We start from the raw sequence: 16,091 nt of genomic DNA, 5'->3' as shown, positions 1-16,091 counted from the left end.
TTTCACTAATTTGTAATCATTTAAGTATGTTTACTAATTCTCTTTATGATAAAATTTAGTCTGTATTAAACAATAATAATCAATTTTCGAAGGAGCGATACACATGAGTGAAGCAGCTGAAACTTTAGATGGTTGGTACAGTCTTCATTTATTCTATGCTGTTGATTGGGCAACATTCAGACTAGTGCCTGAGGACGAACGTGAAGCAATGATTAATGAATTCAAGACATTCATTAACGATAAAGCTAGCGCCAGAGAACAACAAGCCGGTGACTATGCACTATATAATATTACTGGTCAAAAAGCCGACATATTATTATGGTATTTACGTCCGGAAATGAAAGAATTAAATGAGATTGAGAATGAATTCAATAAACTTCGTATTGCTGATTTCTTAATTCAAACTTACTCATACGTATCAGTTATTGAATTAGGTAATTATCTAGCAGGTAAATCGGATGAAGATCCATATCAAAATCCACATATTAGAGCAAGATTATATCCTGAATTACCTAGAACAGAATATATTTGTTTTTACCCGATGGATAAACGTCGTAATGAAACATACAACTGGTATATGTTACCAATGGAAGAACGTAAGAAATTAATGTATAACCATGGTATGATTGGCCGACAATATGCAGGTAAAATCAAACAATTTATCACTGGATCAGTTGGTTTCGATGACTTTGAATGGGGTGTAACGCTATTCTCAGACGATGTACTACAATTCAAGAAGATTGTATATGAAATGCGTTTTGACGAAACAACCGCTAGATATGGTGAATTTGGTGGGTTCTACATTGGTCATATCTTAACAACAGATGCTTTCGAACACTTCTTCGCTATCTAATCTATTGTTAAGTCATTTTATCACTTGTTTATGTATAACTTGTTCCCTTCTAAGCTTGCTGCAATAAGCTTTCGAAGGGAACTTCTTATTTATTAAAGATAGAAATCCGTTTTAAATACTCCCATTAACACTATGATATCGAACTGCAATATTCACTATGATTCATCTAATCAGAGTTTAATCGACGACCATTTAGGGAAAAATATAGTCTAGTAAAGTCGTGCACAAGTCCACAATAAAAACAACCTGAGACACATGCGATGTCTCAGGCTATTATAGTGTAGTATGCGTTTTGGGAGAACTTAATTACTACTCTGAACATTAACAACCATAGTCATATTGTCGCTACCCAAAATGACTCATAAATTGCTAACTAATTATTATTTAACCAAATTGTAATATTTTGAAACATTATAGAATGAGTTTCTATATAATTTTCATTTTAAATATATTGCAATTTTATACTATTTTGATTAATATACACGCTTTGATTTATCTCGACTACTTTAATGGTATACTGTCTTCATTGTGCAGAATGGCGTATGCGTTGTAGTCATTGAATGCCAACTTACTTTTTAGTAAATCCTCTAACGACATACACTCAATAATGCCTTCACGCATGTTTATAACAACTTACTATAAACGTATGACTTTAAATGAATTAGTCGATTTAATATGATAACTTAAGTTTAAATAGCTTTAATATCTCAGATTGATTGACTATAATTATGAATACATCTTAACGAATGGTGATGAAATGGATAATACACAAATACATGAAAATGCAGATGAAAAATTAATCAAAGACGTCGTCATGATGGCTGGACGTATATTATTAGAATCGGGTGCAGAAGGAACACGTGTTGAAGATACGATGACTCGTATTGCGCGTAAACTTGGCTATTCTGAAAGTAATAGCTTTGTCACTAATACTGTCATTCAATTTACATTACACAACGAATCTTACCCTCGAATTTTTAGAATTAACTCACGTGATACCAATCTCATTAAAATTTCACAAACAAACGAAATTTCACGTTTAATAACTAAAGGTGCTATTACACTTGAAGAAGCTAAACTAAAGCTTGAAAATATATATGTTGCTAAACGAGATAGTAGCTTATTATTTAAAGGGATTGCTGCGGCTATTATCGCGATTAGTTTCTTGTACTTACAAGATGGTAAACTGATCGATGTTATCACAGCACTGTTAGCAGGTGGTTTAGGCTATCTTGTCGTTGAAATTTTAGATAGACGCTTACATGCGCAATTCATTCCAGAATTTCTAGGATCGCTTGTTATCGGTATTATATCGGTACTGGGACATCACTTATTACCTACCGGAGACCTCGCAACCATTATTATCGCCTCTGTTATGCCAATCGTTCCCGGGGTGCTTATAACCAATGCCATACAAGACTTATTTGGTGGCCATATGCTTATGTTTACAACGAAATCCTTAGAAGCTCTTGTCACCGCTTTTGGTATTGGCGCTGGCGTTGGCTCAGTATTAATCTTAGTTTAGGAGTGGGAATGAATGTTTTGGATATTAAACTTAATTTTTAGTTATACCGCTTCACTATTTTTCTGTGTGATCTTCGATGCGCCTAGAAAGCTCTATCTTTCATGTGGGTTTGTAGGTGCCTGTGGTTGGATGGTTTACATTCTCTTCTTTCAAGGGTTAAATGTACATACCATTTATTCAAGTTTCTTTGGTAGTTTAGCACTAGGTTTAATTAGTCATTATATGGCTCGTACAAAGAGAGAGCCGGCAATTATCTTCATGGTACCTGGCATCATTCCACTTGTCCCAGGTGGCCTTGCATTTGATGCAACTAAGAATTTGGTGCTATTAGACTTTAGTAAAGCGATTAATACAATGCTTGAAGTCACACTGATTGCAGGTGCCATTGCACTTGGCTTATTATTTGCAGATCAAATTTCTAAAATTATATTATCTGGATTTGCAAGAACACGAAAAAGAATTTAACGTCCTTGATTATATATATGATATTAGAAAAGCGCGTGGCTCATTGAGCCCGCGCTTTTAAAATTGAACTTTTTTCACTCTATGATTTATAGGTATCGTCTACCATATCCTCAACTTCTTTTTCAGAACGATTTAAAATTAATCGACTTAATTCATCACTATCTATGTTCTTTAATTTCGGATAGCGAATCACAAAGAAAAGCAATCCTATCACTAGCCATCCGCCTAACGCAATATAAGACGGCATTGACAATGACGCCGGTGAACCAGGCACTAATAATAATAAAAGGAAGATAAACGATACAATCGAACCTAAAATGGCAAAAGTCTTATAGACAGGCCCATACGTATTGCTTTCTTTATTAAAGCTAAATAACTTAGCAGCAGATAAACATGTAATAAAATAAGCAATCGATACGCCTGTTGACGACATATCAACAATCCATGTTAATGCCGTACGACCTAACCAAGGCGCAATTAAAGTTACAGCTACTAAAAAGATAATCGCAATATAAGGTGTTTTATACTTAGAATGTAATTTACTAAACGCAGTTGGCATAATTCCAGAACGCCCCATCGAGAAGAGTAATCGACTGGCACTCATCAAGAAGCCATTTAAACCTGTAAAAATACCCATAATAATCGCTATAGCTAATACACCTAAGCCAATGTAACCAAAGGCAGTTTGTGTTGCTGCACCTGTCACCCATAAATTACCATTTAAACTTGCACTATTCGTACTTAACCAACCTGTATATAAAATCATAACGACATAAGTTAATGACGCTGCAAGCAAACTATAAACAATTAATTTAAACGTCTTATTCGGTGAAAAGTTAAATTCCTCCGCAGTTTGGGGAATGTTGTCAAACCCAACATAAGCCCATGGCGCTACTGCCACAATCATAATAATAGATGTAAACCAGCCTGTACTTGGATTGGCTAATGGTTGTAAATTATTAAAATCAAAATTATTACCAAAGAATGAGCCAAAGAACATCAGTAAGACAACGATGACCATAGCTACACAAAAGTAATATTGTAATGAACCAGATACACTTGCGCCACGAATGGCTACAAACATAAACACAAGTAATAATACTGTTGCAATAATGATTTCAGTTATGTAAACATCCCAGCCTGCAATCGTGTATAATCGCCCAGTATTAAGCAAATCTGGGAGTAGAAATTTCACTAATAAACTAAACGCAGTCGCATTAAGTGCAACCACACATACATAGCCGAATGTTAGAAACCATGATGAGAAGAAACTAACATATCTTCCGAAACTTAAATAACTAAATGCAAAGGCGCCCCCTGAAACTGGAAATCGCTCTACTAAAGCGCCATAACTCACTGCAATAAGTATCATTAATAACGCACCAATAACGATACCGATAGATGCCGCAATTGGTCCCGATTGCTTAATCCAATCTCCAGGTAAAATAAAGGCACCCCAACCAATACATGAACCATAAGCAATCGCCCATACAAATTTTTCAGAGAGGTTCTGTTTCAAATCGCCTCGATCTATATTCTGATTTTTATTATTTTTGCTCATAAAATAAACTCACCTCAAGTATGCTATATACCCCAAAGGTGAGTTATTTAATCTATAGTATTGATACAATATAAGTGTTTAACTATTTAAATTCAATGACATAAAGGCTTTAAATCATATTAAATATCACCCTACAAATTTAAATGTAGAAATGATAAGCATAAGCCAACCTGCAATAAATAATACGCCACCAATAGGTGTAATCGCTCCTAAAATGCGAATTTGTGTTAAAGCTAGAATATATAATGAACCACTAAAGAACACAACACCTAGGAAGAGTAGCCAGCCTGCCCAATTCACATTAATAGATGTTGTACCACTAATCACCCCAATAATGATTAATCCTAATCCATGGTACATTTGATAATTTACCGCTTTTTCCCAAACTGACATATATTTATCCGATAATTTACCTTCAAGTCCGTGCGCACCAAACGCCCCAGTACCAACTGACATCATCGTACATAACGCACCTAGTATTATAAACAATTTCATCATATCTCTTCATTCTCCTTATTCAGTTTAAAAATCAAATATGGATTCGCCATTACCGATTTCATCGTCCGTGATCATCGTATTAGACGGTAAGTGATTATTCTGTGTCGATTTCATGGTATTTGGAACTGTTCCACCCATCGCTTCGATTTCTGCAGCTGTCACTTTAGATTTATTTTGTGACGTTGATGTATTAGAACTTTGGTTTACCTTTGAAAATGACGGCGTCACCGTATTGGTAAAATCTTGACTTTGTGTCTTAGAAGACGCCGACTTACTGTCACCATTGGCATAGATCGACGTTAGTGTATGGATTGCATACATATGTTTCTCAAATTGTTGCGCATTCGTCGCCTCATCAGCTTGCACTAATTCTTGTTCAATCAACTGAATTACTTGTGCTTTATTCATTTAAACCTCCCCATTCTCACACCAATTTATAGGTGTTTTACCTTTACTTATTAAATAATCATTCGCCTTTGAATATGGTTTAGAACCAAAAAATCCGCGATACGCCGATAAAGGACTTGGATGTGGTGATTTAATAATATAATGTTTGGATGTATCAATTAATTTAATCTTCTGTTGTGCAGGTTTCCCCCATAATATGAACACAACATCCTCACGTTGTTTCGAAATCGCTTGAATGACTTCATCTGTAAATGTTTCCCATCCAATATCTTTATGAGAATGCGCTTCGCCTTGTCGTACCGTTAAAACGGTATTTAGTAATAAGACGCCTTCACGTGCCCAATCTTGTAAATGGGGTGATGTTCTGTGACATCCGATATCATCTTCTAATTCTTGGTACATATTTCTTAATGATGGTGGGAACTTGGCATTGGGTTGTACCGAGAACGCTAAACCATGCGCTTGATTTGGACCATGATAAGGGTCTTGACCTAATATCACTACTTTTACATTTTCAAATGGTGTTAAATCAAAGGCTTGATAAATATTTTCTCGATCTGGGTAGACAATTTGCGTCGTATATTCTTTTTCTAAAAAATCATGCATCTCTGTAAAATCGTGTCGTTCCGTAATATCGTGAAATATTTCTGACCATTCCATCGCTTTCACCTCAAGCCATATTTTAACATAATGCGCACCTTATAAGTTATTGATTTCATCCATTACTTCAAGCTAGCACGTTGTCCGATAAACATGCTATGATTAGACATAGATTAGAAATTGTCGGGAGTGAATGTACATGGCTTTAAAAAAAGTATTAACAATTGCAGGTTCAGATACAAGTGCGGGCGCTGGTATGCAAGCTGACCTTAAAACATTTCAAGAATTAGACACATACGGTATGGTCGCTTTAACTGCTGTTGTAACGATGGATAAAGAAACTTGGTCACATGATGTGACACCTCTTCCAATGGATTTATTCGAAAAACAATTAGAAACAGCGATTTCAATTGGTCCAGATGCAGTTAAAACAGGCATGTTAGGTACACAAGAAATCATTAAACGTGCTGGTGAAGCATTTGAACAATCAGGTGCACAATATTTCGTAGTCGACCCTGTTATGGTATGTAAAGGGGAAGATGAAGTACTTAACCCAGGAAATACTGACGCAATGATTGAACATTTATTACCTAAAGCAACTGTTGTCACACCTAACTTATTTGAAGCTGGTCAACTTTCTGGTTTAGGTAAATTAACTTCTATTGAAGACATGAAAAAAGCAGCAGAAATCATCTTCAATCAAGGTGCACAACACGTTATTATTAAAGGTGGTAAAGCGTTAGATCAAGATAAATCTTACGACTTATACTATGACGGCAATACGTTCTATCAATTAACTACAGACATGTTCCAACAAAGCTATAACCACGGTGCTGGTTGTACGTTTGCAGCTGCTACAACAGCATACCTAGCAAATGGCAAATCACCTAAAGAAGCTGTGATTAGTGCGAAAGCATTTGTTGCTTCAGCAATTAAATACGGCTGGAAAATGAACGACTTCGTAGGTCCTGTAGATCACGGCGCATATAACCGCGTTGAACATATCGATGTAGAGGTAACAGAAGTATAATAGTAAACACTTAATTTTTATTAACTCAAACTAACCTCCTCAATAAAGTCTTTTTTAAGATCATTTATTGAGGAGGTATTTTTATTAAAGTCATTCACATTAATTTAGGCTTATTATAAATTCTAGGTATTAAGTCGTAGAAAGTGATAGGCTATACGTTGTATCCAAAGTTGGTACCTTGGGCTCATGTTTTTATTTTAAAATTGCTTTACTATATTAAGTGTAGAGAGACAAAGGAGGAATTACACATCATGATTATCTACAAGCAAAATATAGAGAATGGTATCCCAATGTACGAAATCATTACGAAAACCTTCAAGACAATTACGGTAAAATTTGATGAAACGTTTAACAAGAATGAAATCTATAAATTGCTCTCTCTACTAGAAAATGACCTTGATAACATGAAACTAGGTTATTAAGTCATTAAGACATCAAGAAGCACAGTAAAAGTGTTTTCCAAATTGAGAATTCAAACAGATGAATTATTCCCAAAATTGACTTAAAAGTTCTTATGCCCCCTAATACTATTGAGTAACTTTAAAAGTCATTAATCATTCCTAAACTCACCTTATTTAAATAGCGTCGATGTTAGACGAGGATTGTCCCCCCTCGTATGCTTAGAGCGTAACTTTAAGCTTTGCTAACATTGACGCTATATTTTTACGTAGCTAATTATTTATAGTACTTCTATTTAAAGTTAAATGAATTAAAAAACGCATTGATGCGAACGTGCATCAATGCGTTTAATTGATAATTACTATGCGTTTTTATTTTTCTTAGTCTTAATCCACCATAATGCTTTTTTAGGATTTGATTCATAAAATTGTAAATCTTTTTTATTATCAACATTAGGATAAGATCCTTTAAGTGATTTACCGGCAGTACTTACATGTAGTACTGCAATCACAATAAAGCCGATAATACTAATTGCTGTTAAATAATACGCTGGTGCGTAAATATTACCAGTTGATTCAACTAACCATGAGTTCACTAAAGGTGTCGTACCTCCGAATAATGAAACGGAAACATTAAACGTTACCGCTAATGTTCGATATCTAATATGTGTATAGAACATTGTTGGTAATGAACCAGGCATTGTTGCTTCATATGTTGATAAGAAGAAACCTAAAATAAACACACCAAGAATAATGAATGGTAATGATTGCGTATTTAATAAACTAAACGCAACGATACTTAATAGTGTCAGACCACCAGTACCAATTAAGAATACCTTCTTCTCACCGATTTTATCTGCTAATTTACCGAAGAATAAAGCTAATGGAATCATAATTGCCATAACACAAGTAATTAATACACTTGTTGTTGTTTGGTCAATCTTAACAATTTGTCCTAAGTATGTCGGTAAGTAGGCAGTCACTGTATAGTTAGTTACATTGAAGAAGACAACTGCTACGAAACATACTAAGATATCTTTAAAGTAATAACGAATAATTGTAAAGAATCCTATATCGTCACGTTCTGGTGCCTGTACATCATTTTCATAAATTGGAGATTCTTCTAACTTACGACGTAAATAAAGTCCAAATAAACCAAGGAATAATCCTAGGATAAATGGAATTCTCCAACCCCAAGCTTCCATTTGTGCATCACTTAAGAAGAAGCTTAATAATGCAATCATAATAGAAGCAGCAATATAACCCGATAGTGTACCAATTTCAAGACCACTACCTAAACTATTACGTTTCTTATCTGGTGAAATTTCAGCAATATAAGTCATCGCACCTGCATATTCCCCACCAGTAGAGAAACCTTGTAACACTCTAGCAAGTAGCAAGAGCGCTGGTGCCCATAAGCCTATCGCATCGTAGTTTGGTAAAATACCAATCGTTAATGTTGATAAAGCCATTAAAATAATTGTCGTAGTTAATACAACTTTACGTCCATATTTGTCACCAATAATACCAAATACGATCCCGCCTATTGGTCGTAATAGGAACGCAATTGCTAATGCGGCAAACGTAAATATCTGTTGAATTTGTGGGTTCTGTACCGGTGAAAAGAAATTCGCACCGATATACGCTGTAGTGTACGCATAGACACCAAAGTCGAACCATTCCATGGCGTTACCAATACCTGTAGCAAACACTGTTTTCTTCGCTGTTTGCCCATCGACCATGTTAATTCTATCTTTTTTAAAATCCATGACCTGTAACACTCCTTTTGTTTATGTTACATAATTATACAGACCTAATGAATGTTGTCAAATTACTAAAAATTATATTAATTTCAAAAATACAATATTATTCATATTGCAGAATTTAACAATATTCTTATGTACACGCTTTCAAAATTTTAATAAAAGCAAAAAAAGTTATAATTAGAAAATAATATTTTTATCAATTTCTAATTATAACTAGTTTTACCCCACCTGATTTATTCGAAACAATAATTTTATTCTTTCCAACAACTTCAAATCCCACAAACTCATTGATACCAATGCTTTCAAGATATTTAATTTTATATTTATCCCAGTGTTGATCTAACATTGAAAATACCTTTTCAACGATGAACTGTCCTGGTACAATATCGCTATGAATTGGATTTTCATCATCAACAATTTTTAAATATTGATCTACCAACTCTTTATTAAAAACCATATATTCCCTCCCCAGAAATAAATATTTGTTCGATAATCATACAAGTTTTATTATTTTTATTAATTTCTAATTTAAAGATAAAACGGTTAAATTGTTTTATTTTATCGCAACTTTTATACGTTAAATATGCACAATATTGCATGTCACTTTCTAAATTTTCAAATTTCTCAACATTAGTACGGACTAGTCGTATCGGCTTCCCCTTGAAAACTTGGAACATTTTAAATTTAGGCCATAGTTTAGCACACATTAATGGTGGAACGATGCCATCATACGCCATACCGATTACATCACAATAACTATGCACATCATGCTCATGAAATTCAATTGTTATCATTTCACTGGTTCCACTTTTCAAAGAGAATTGCATTACCCATACCTCCTCCTATGCCCATCGTAGTAATTCCTAACTGCCACTTAGGCAAGTTTAATAGTCTAGCAACTAATGCCGCGCCACTTGCACCATATGGGTGTCCTGTAGCAATCGCACCACCCCATTGATTTACCTTCTCTATACATGCATGCAGCTCATTTATGGATGCAAGTACTTGTGAACTAAAGGCTTCGTTAAGTTCAATCGCTTGGATATCTTCAATATTTAATTGCTGTTTCTTTAATAATTGTGAAACTGCAGGTACTGGTCCAATTCCTAGTAACGTTGGATCCACACCTGTTGTAACAGCATCTTTAAACACCATGCCGTATTTCAAGCCTAATGCTATAGCCATTTCCTTATCCATAATTAAAGCTAGCCCAGCACCATCATTCTTCATGCAGCTATTTCCAACTGTTACTGTACCATTCGATATAAGCGGTCTTAATCGTTGCAAACGTGATTCAGTTAACGCTGGTTTCAAACTTTCATCTTTACACAACCACTTCCCCTTAACCTTTAAAGGTAGAATTTCACATTGTATATCACCATTATCAAAATGTGTTGTTGCCAATCGATGACTCCGTGCTGCAAATGCATCTTGATGCTGCCGAGAGATATTATAATGTTGCGCCACGTTCTCAGCTGCTTCAATCATGCCTGGATCTTGTCCTTCAGGTGCAAATGATGCGCGCTCATAAAATTGTGGCAACTGTGATTCATATACTGACTGAGGGCGTTTCATCTTCCAAGGCGCACGACTTGTACTTTCTACACCCCCTGCGATATACACGCGTCCAGCTCCACATTGCACCATTCGACACGCATAGATGATGCTTTCAAGTCCCGAACCACACTGTCGATCCACTGTAACACCAGGAATAGTATACTTTAAGCCAGACTCTAGTACTGCCTTTCTAGCAATATTGCCACCATTGCCTACCACATTGCCTAATACTACATCATCCACTTGATCTATAATTTCAGGAAAACTTGCCTTTATATTTTGAAAAAGTGGCACCAATAAGGCTTCAGGTTCTAAATGTTTCAACATGCCTCCATATTTACCAAATGGTGTCCGCTTAGCCCACACTATAACTGCTTCTCTCACGATTTAAATGCCCCCTTTAAATAAAGTGCTTGTACTTTACGCCGTGCTACCTTGCCGCTATTCGTAAAAGGCAGTTTACTGACTTTCACAATCTTAGATGGTATTTCATACCTTGATAACGTTTGTTGTAAATAATGTTTCAACGTTGCATATGTGAGTGCTCGATCTCCGAGATAGATTAATACAGCAATTTCACCAAACTGACGATGTGGTTCACCAATGACAACCGCTTCTTCAATTCCATCTAATAATTTCACTTGTTGCTCTATCACACTGGGGTATATATTTTTACCTCCAATAATAAGGCGATCGCTTTGACGACTCACTAAATAAAGATACTTATCTTTTACATAGGCGTAATCGCCTGTCTCTATCCAATTTTGAGGTTGCACCACCCCAGCATTAACATAGCCTGAATAAGTCATATTACTTTGAACCTTTAACAATCCAATATGCCGTTCATCTTGTTCTTCAAGTTGAATTGAAACATTCGGAAACACTTGTCCGACCGAATGCGTTGGCGCTGTTTGATTAAAATTATATGTAATAAAGCTTGCTTCCGATGTTCCAAAGAACTCAATGATGTTGGCGTGTTCATACTGTTGTGTCACTGCTTTAAACAATGGTTCTGATAATTTCGAACCACTACACAATATAGATGTAATACATGTTAATTTCGATTCGGTAGTTAATAATTGATGTAACATTGTTGGCACAAGAAATAACGCTATATTGGAATATTGTTGCCTTAATATTGGTATCAAGCGATGTGTGTTGAATTGTCTTTGTCCAATAAATGTTCTTCCCGAATAAAGCGCGTAGATGCAAGTGTACAATGATAATGAATGCGCGAGTGGACCAGGCGCAACTAAAATTTTTTCTTGGTTAAGTAATAAAGCTTCATTTTCTTTATATGATGCAACCCATGAAAGTTCATTTCGGTAATATGCCTTAGGTAGTCCTGTAGTCCCTGAGGTAAAGCCAATATGTAGTATATGTTCTACCTTCGCTTGTTCATTCATATATTGATTATATGTCCCATACGATACAGTCGGTTCAAAGTTGGCGATAGCTGTGGCGATATATTCAATGTGATACGTCTCTATGAGTTCATCAATTGTTGCTTGTGTCCACTTGGCATCTATAAAGCATGGCACACCGCCCATCATTAAAATAATAAAATAATTTGTCATATTCGTTATAGGTGAGTCACTCAGCAAGCCTACCCTACATCCACTTTGAAACATTGGCAACGTCACGGTATAGTAGCATATATTTTCGTATAACGCCTCATAACTTAATCTTTCATCATCAATTTGAAGCGCAATAGACTGCGGTTGTACTTGAGCATAATATTCAAGTCGCTTTAAAATTTCTAGCATCATATGACCTCTTTCGACCTTTAATGTTAACTTATTTTTATATTATGTTAACATTTATTCAAATTTAATTCTCTTATATTTAAATGAAAATTTGTATTGCGCTATAAATCACACTATAAAAAACCTTCCAAAATTACATAAGGAAGGTTAATAAAATTTAAAAGTTAATTTAATTAATTTTTAATGGTACTTCAAAGTAAAAATGATCATCTCGACCATTAATGATATCTAGCTTTCCACTATATTGCTCCAACATTTTTCTACAATGATTAAATTCTAATTCAGTAAGAAAGCGTGGTTGCCAGAACGTTTCTAGATTATTCCCATAAATCGGATATAGCTTTAGTTTCAATTGATTATTAGAACTTATAATTAATTGTGCTATAAAACTATATGGTGGTACATATCTTTGGTCATATTCCCCATTACTATTAAATACACCATTACCAATACTATACACTACAGTCGTATCATTTATATATTCAATTTTTTGCATCATATGTGCGCCGTGGCCAATAATTAGGTCTACCCCAGCCTGTTGCAACATTTTTGCATATTCTCGTTGTTTAGCATGAACACTCCCGAAATCGACACCCCAATGTGCGATAACAATCACTTTGGATCCACTATCTTTCATTTCACGAATTTTTTCATATAAGAAGGGATTTAAACATGCTACTCCAGGTTCATTACCTATTGCATAAAAATCATATTCACGATGCATTGGTCGTCTATACCAATATGCATTAAATATCGCATAATTTTGATTGTTAACTATAATATTAAATGGCTTCTCTGCTTCATTCTGATTTATAGCTGCACCAATTGTTGAAATTCCATTTAAATTAAAATGATTCACTGTACGTTCTAACCCTTCTACACCACAATCCATTAAATGATTATTGGCTAACGTAGCTAATTGTATATTTTCTTTTTTTAGTGTTTCAACTGTATGTACTTCAGAAGCATTTAAAACAAATGGCTTTCTTTGTTTCAGATAATCATTTTTATCGTCGGAAATTGCTGCTTCGAAATTACAAACATTAAAATCTCCTTTTTCTAAAATGTCACGAATACCATCAAAACTGTAATGTCGATTTTTCAATGTTAAGGCGTCATCAATACCTTTACGTCGACGTCTTTCTGTATAAAATTCTCCGAAATATGTGTCACCTATGATATTGATGGTATATGGTGTATTACGATTTTCACTAATTGTTACACTTTCTGAAGGTTGTAGTTCATTTTGAGTAACTTGCATAATGGAATTGTAAATCAATGCATCTCGGTGGAACGCATCTCGCGCCCCAATAACTACAGTTATATATTCTTCACCATCGATTTTTGATAATATTGCTCCTATTGAATGTTCTTGTCCATAAAAAATCCCATGAGAAGCAATTCCATAACTAAATAAATTTGATTCTGATTTATAAAGTTTATTTTTAAATACATAATTATTTCTTGATAAAATATCTTTAATGAATGGATATTTATTAAAGAGTAATTTACTTGCTAAATATAAATCCTCTAGCGTTAAATGCTGACGTTTACCTTTAATACGTCTACCAGTAATATTAAGCGCACTTTCTGAATGAGCACCAATCATTTGTGCAGACTTTTTAATTACTTCTAAACTTTCTTTATTCGAACCTTTAACAGTATTTGCCAACATCAAAATTGCATTAGGAGAAGATGTAACAATTGCAGCAGACAATAAATCATTTAAAGTAATTTCATCATTTTGCTTCAAGGGAATCGCTCTAGAATTGACACTTTCTCTAATTGCTTGTCTATCGGGCTTATAAGTTTGATGCAACTCTAGTTGATTGGCAAAGATTAAATCCAAGATATGATTAATTAACAATATTCCGCCAATTCCTTGATTTTGAACTACATCTTGTTTACCGATACTTGCAACTTTTATTCCTGACTTAACATTATATGTAGCAACACCATAACCATTACTAGGTATTGTATCTGTTAACTTAAACTGTACTCCTTTTGTTGTATATGAAATAATTTTACTCTTAACATTCTTAAAATCACTATTTCTAACAGAACCTTTAATTAAAACTAAGTCATCATTCTGAATGATATTAGCAACTTCAATTGCTAATTGATCTGCATTTTCATAATAACCTCCAATAATTTCTTTAGGTAATTTTTTCATAGCATATTTCATTTCTTTACCATGACCAAATACAATGTCAATATTTGCTTTAATGAGTTCATCGGCTATAAGTTCATGCTGTCTTTTGGCTTCTTGTGGATCCAATCCTATAATTCGTCCTAATACCGCTATCGTTTTACCTTTGTAAAATTTAGACTTTTTTTTCAATACTCGAATACCTTCAAGCATAGAGATTCCCATAGCATTCCAAGCATCGTTAATTAATGTAAAATTATCGCCACTCTTTGTGGTATATTCCTCAAAATTCTGTACCCCCATATTTGGCTTATATTGTTCTAAACGAGAAAGTACACTTTGACAAGATATTCCTAACAGTTTAATGATTGTTAATGCACCTACAATGTTTTGAATCATTGCTTCTCCTGACAATTGTGTATCGAATGATATGTTTTCTCCTATAATATAAGCATCTACGTGTGAATGGAATTTAAATTCTTCATATCTTATTACATAAGCATCTGAATCCTTATTAAAACCATAAGTAATAATATTTTTATTGTATTGTTTTACTGTTTGAACAACAGTTTCATACTCATTCATATCTCGATTAACCACTACATTCCCTAAATGGTTCATTCCTTCAGCAATTTTTGATTTTAATACTGCTATTTCATGAGCATTTTTCTCCTGTCCACCATCAATCGATGTAATCATTGCAATATCTGGAACGAATGTCTTAGCAATACCACCATTTCTCATCCATAAACTTGACACTGCAACTTCTAATACTAAATAGTCTGGTTGATTTATAGCATTTGCAATAGTTAGAGGAACTCCAGTTCTAGTGTTATGATTACCTCTTGTCGCATTAACAGAATTATTTTCACTCAATAACTCTTTTAATAAAGATTTACAAGTAGATTTACCTGCTGTTCCAGTAATTTCAATCGTTTTCCCCTTAAATACTTCGTAAGAAAATTGCCCTAACTTACGTATCGCACTATATGTATCATTCATGATGAATTGCGGAATATTCTCATTTAAATCTTCAATAGGATGGCGTGCAATAACACCACTCATATACGTCTCATATTCTTTCAAATTTTGATGTGTATCATTCCAACCTGCATAAATTCCAGTATTTCCAGAACCTCTGTGCCAAGTCTCTGAATCTATCGCTATAAATAGTGTTTTATAGCCATCATGACTATAATTCTTTATTTGTTGTTTATTAATATCAATATTATCTACATACCATCCATCTTGGGGTTTTCGATACCAATATCCTTCTAATAACTGTTCAATCAACTTTTTATTATATACCATATCCCTCATCCTATCGCCTTTAATAATGATTCATTATCGATTGTTAAAAATCACATTAAATTCATTTCATTCTTCAGTTAATTAAAACTAATTTTTATAAGTATTTTACATAGTTGATATTAAAATTAATATTTAAATATATACATAATATACTATTTATTATATATACTTGTTACATGCATTAGTCAAGTCCAGACTCCTGTG

The 16,091-nt window shown here is 34.1% G+C and carries 15 protein-coding genes; 5 read left to right on the top strand and 10 right to left on the bottom strand.

Translation table 11 applies throughout. The features are described from left to right. The first annotated feature begins 103 nt into the window (after positions 1 to 103). The 3 genes from hemQ (at position 104) to JVV30_RS08775 (ending at position 2,843) form a co-directional block, all read left to right on the top strand. Positions 104 to 853, top strand: coding sequence for a hydrogen peroxide-dependent heme synthase (hemQ, locus tag JVV30_RS08785; protein WP_204194001.1), 750 nt, complete (start codon positions 104 to 106; stop codon positions 851 to 853). Between the two features lie 757 nt (positions 854 to 1,610). Further along, positions 1,611 to 2,378 (top strand): threonine/serine exporter family protein, encoded by a 768-nt coding sequence (locus JVV30_RS08780; protein ID WP_053031384.1) that lies wholly within the window; start codon positions 1,611 to 1,613, stop codon positions 2,376 to 2,378. Positions 2,379 to 2,390: 12 nt separating this feature from the next. Continuing rightward, the gene (locus JVV30_RS08775; protein WP_053031382.1) at positions 2,391 to 2,843 is read left to right on the top strand and encodes a threonine/serine exporter family protein; all 453 of its coding nucleotides are present in this window, start codon (positions 2,391 to 2,393) and stop codon (positions 2,841 to 2,843) included. A 79-nt stretch (positions 2,844 to 2,922) separates the two neighbouring features. Here the strand turns inward: JVV30_RS08775 and JVV30_RS08770 are convergent, their stop codons facing one another. The 4 genes from JVV30_RS08770 to JVV30_RS08755 all read right to left on the bottom strand — a co-directional run bounded on the left by JVV30_RS08770 (position 2,923) and on the right by JVV30_RS08755 (position 5,970). Next, a complete protein-coding gene (locus JVV30_RS08770) occupies positions 2,923 to 4,404 on the bottom strand; it encodes an APC family permease (RefSeq protein ID WP_204193999.1) in 1,482 nt (493 codons plus the stop codon). A 126-nt stretch (positions 4,405 to 4,530) separates the two neighbouring features. Further along, positions 4,531 to 4,899, bottom strand: a complete 369-nt coding sequence (locus JVV30_RS08765) for a DUF423 domain-containing protein (RefSeq protein WP_161632370.1) — start codon at positions 4,897 to 4,899, stop codon at positions 4,531 to 4,533. A 27-nt stretch (positions 4,900 to 4,926) separates the two neighbouring features. Next, a complete protein-coding gene (locus JVV30_RS08760) occupies positions 4,927 to 5,310 on the bottom strand; it encodes a DUF5327 family protein (protein ID WP_204193998.1) in 384 nt (127 codons plus the stop codon). Further along, positions 5,311 to 5,970: a uracil-DNA glycosylase gene (locus JVV30_RS08755; protein ID WP_053031374.1), complete on the bottom strand. Its 660-nt coding sequence runs from the start codon at positions 5,968 to 5,970 to the stop codon at positions 5,311 to 5,313. Positions 5,971 to 6,109: 139 nt separating this feature from the next. Here JVV30_RS08755 and thiD point away from each other — a divergent pair, with 139 nt between their 5' ends. Beyond that, positions 6,110 to 6,940: a bifunctional hydroxymethylpyrimidine kinase/phosphomethylpyrimidine kinase gene (gene thiD, locus JVV30_RS08750; protein ID WP_204193997.1), complete on the top strand. Its 831-nt coding sequence runs from the start codon at positions 6,110 to 6,112 to the stop codon at positions 6,938 to 6,940. Between the two features lie 251 nt (positions 6,941 to 7,191). After that, complete coding sequence (gene vraX, locus JVV30_RS08745; protein ID WP_011276668.1) at positions 7,192 to 7,362, top strand: C1q-binding complement inhibitor VraX; 171 nt, start codon at positions 7,192 to 7,194, stop codon at positions 7,360 to 7,362. Between the two features lie 338 nt (positions 7,363 to 7,700). On the opposite strand, the gene JVV30_RS08740 is transcribed toward vraX, so the two are convergent. The 6 genes from JVV30_RS08740 to JVV30_RS08715 form a co-directional block, all read right to left on the bottom strand. Beyond that, positions 7,701 to 9,107, bottom strand: coding sequence for an MFS transporter (locus tag JVV30_RS08740; RefSeq protein ID WP_070854321.1), 1,407 nt, complete (start codon positions 9,105 to 9,107; stop codon positions 7,701 to 7,703). A gap of 193 nt (positions 9,108 to 9,300) precedes the next feature. Further along, positions 9,301 to 9,561: a hypothetical protein gene (locus JVV30_RS08735; protein ID WP_204193996.1), complete on the bottom strand. Its 261-nt coding sequence runs from the start codon at positions 9,559 to 9,561 to the stop codon at positions 9,301 to 9,303. After that, positions 9,551 to 9,931, bottom strand: a complete 381-nt coding sequence (locus tag JVV30_RS08730) for a protein VraC (RefSeq protein ID WP_204193995.1) — start codon at positions 9,929 to 9,931, stop codon at positions 9,551 to 9,553. The genes JVV30_RS08735 and JVV30_RS08730 overlap by 11 nt, the downstream gene beginning before the upstream one ends. Beyond that, positions 9,900 to 11,045 carry an acetyl-CoA C-acyltransferase gene (locus JVV30_RS08725; protein ID WP_204193994.1) on the bottom strand — a complete coding sequence of 382 codons (1,146 nt, stop codon included), beginning with the start codon at positions 11,043 to 11,045 and terminating at the stop codon, positions 9,900 to 9,902. Before JVV30_RS08725 ends, JVV30_RS08730 begins: the two co-directional genes overlap by 32 nt. Then, complete coding sequence (locus JVV30_RS08720) at positions 11,042 to 12,427, bottom strand: long-chain fatty acid--CoA ligase (protein ID WP_204193992.1); 1,386 nt, start codon at positions 12,425 to 12,427, stop codon at positions 11,042 to 11,044. Before JVV30_RS08720 ends, JVV30_RS08725 begins: the two co-directional genes overlap by 4 nt. A 169-nt stretch (positions 12,428 to 12,596) precedes the next feature. Beyond that, complete coding sequence (locus tag JVV30_RS08715) at positions 12,597 to 15,887, bottom strand: CapA family protein (RefSeq protein ID WP_204193990.1); 3,291 nt, start codon at positions 15,885 to 15,887, stop codon at positions 12,597 to 12,599. Positions 15,888 to 16,091: the final 204 nt, after the last annotated feature.

This window comes from Staphylococcus sp. GDY8P47P (genome assembly GCF_016892225.1).
Taxonomy (GTDB): domain Bacteria; phylum Bacillota; class Bacilli; order Staphylococcales; family Staphylococcaceae; genus Staphylococcus; species Staphylococcus borealis.
The sequence above is the reverse complement of the archived record's forward strand: the minus strand, read 5'-3'. Positions and strand labels throughout refer to the sequence as shown.

Excerpts from the sequence above, each read along its gene's own strand:
- hemQ (WP_204194001.1), top strand. The coding sequence starts at position 104 with ATGAGTGAAGCAGCTGAAACTTTAGATGGTTGGTACAGTCTTCATTTA.
- JVV30_RS08780 (WP_053031384.1), top strand. The coding sequence starts at position 1,611 with ATGGATAATACACAAATACATGAAAATGCAGATGAAAAATTAATCAAA.
- JVV30_RS08775 (WP_053031382.1), top strand. The coding sequence starts at position 2,391 with ATGTTTTGGATATTAAACTTAATTTTTAGTTATACCGCTTCACTATTT.
- JVV30_RS08770 (WP_204193999.1), bottom strand. The coding sequence starts at position 4,404 with ATGAGCAAAAATAATAAAAATCAGAATATAGATCGAGGCGATTTGAAA.
- JVV30_RS08765 (WP_161632370.1), bottom strand. The coding sequence starts at position 4,899 with ATGAAATTGTTTATAATACTAGGTGCGTTATGTACGATGATGTCAGTT.
- JVV30_RS08760 (WP_204193998.1), bottom strand. The coding sequence starts at position 5,310 with ATGAATAAAGCACAAGTAATTCAGTTGATTGAACAAGAATTAGTGCAA.
- JVV30_RS08755 (WP_053031374.1), bottom strand. The coding sequence starts at position 5,970 with ATGGAATGGTCAGAAATATTTCACGATATTACGGAACGACACGATTTT.
- thiD (WP_204193997.1), top strand. The coding sequence starts at position 6,110 with ATGGCTTTAAAAAAAGTATTAACAATTGCAGGTTCAGATACAAGTGCG.
- vraX (WP_011276668.1), top strand. The coding sequence starts at position 7,192 with ATGATTATCTACAAGCAAAATATAGAGAATGGTATCCCAATGTACGAA.
- JVV30_RS08740 (WP_070854321.1), bottom strand. The coding sequence starts at position 9,107 with ATGGATTTTAAAAAAGATAGAATTAACATGGTCGATGGGCAAACAGCG.
- JVV30_RS08735 (WP_204193996.1), bottom strand. The coding sequence starts at position 9,561 with ATGGTTTTTAATAAAGAGTTGGTAGATCAATATTTAAAAATTGTTGAT.
- JVV30_RS08730 (WP_204193995.1), bottom strand. The coding sequence starts at position 9,931 with ATGCAATTCTCTTTGAAAAGTGGAACCAGTGAAATGATAACAATTGAA.
- JVV30_RS08720 (WP_204193992.1), bottom strand. The coding sequence starts at position 12,427 with ATGCTAGAAATTTTAAAGCGACTTGAATATTATGCTCAAGTACAACCG.
- JVV30_RS08715 (WP_204193990.1), bottom strand. The coding sequence starts at position 15,887 with ATGGTATATAATAAAAAGTTGATTGAACAGTTATTAGAAGGATATTGG.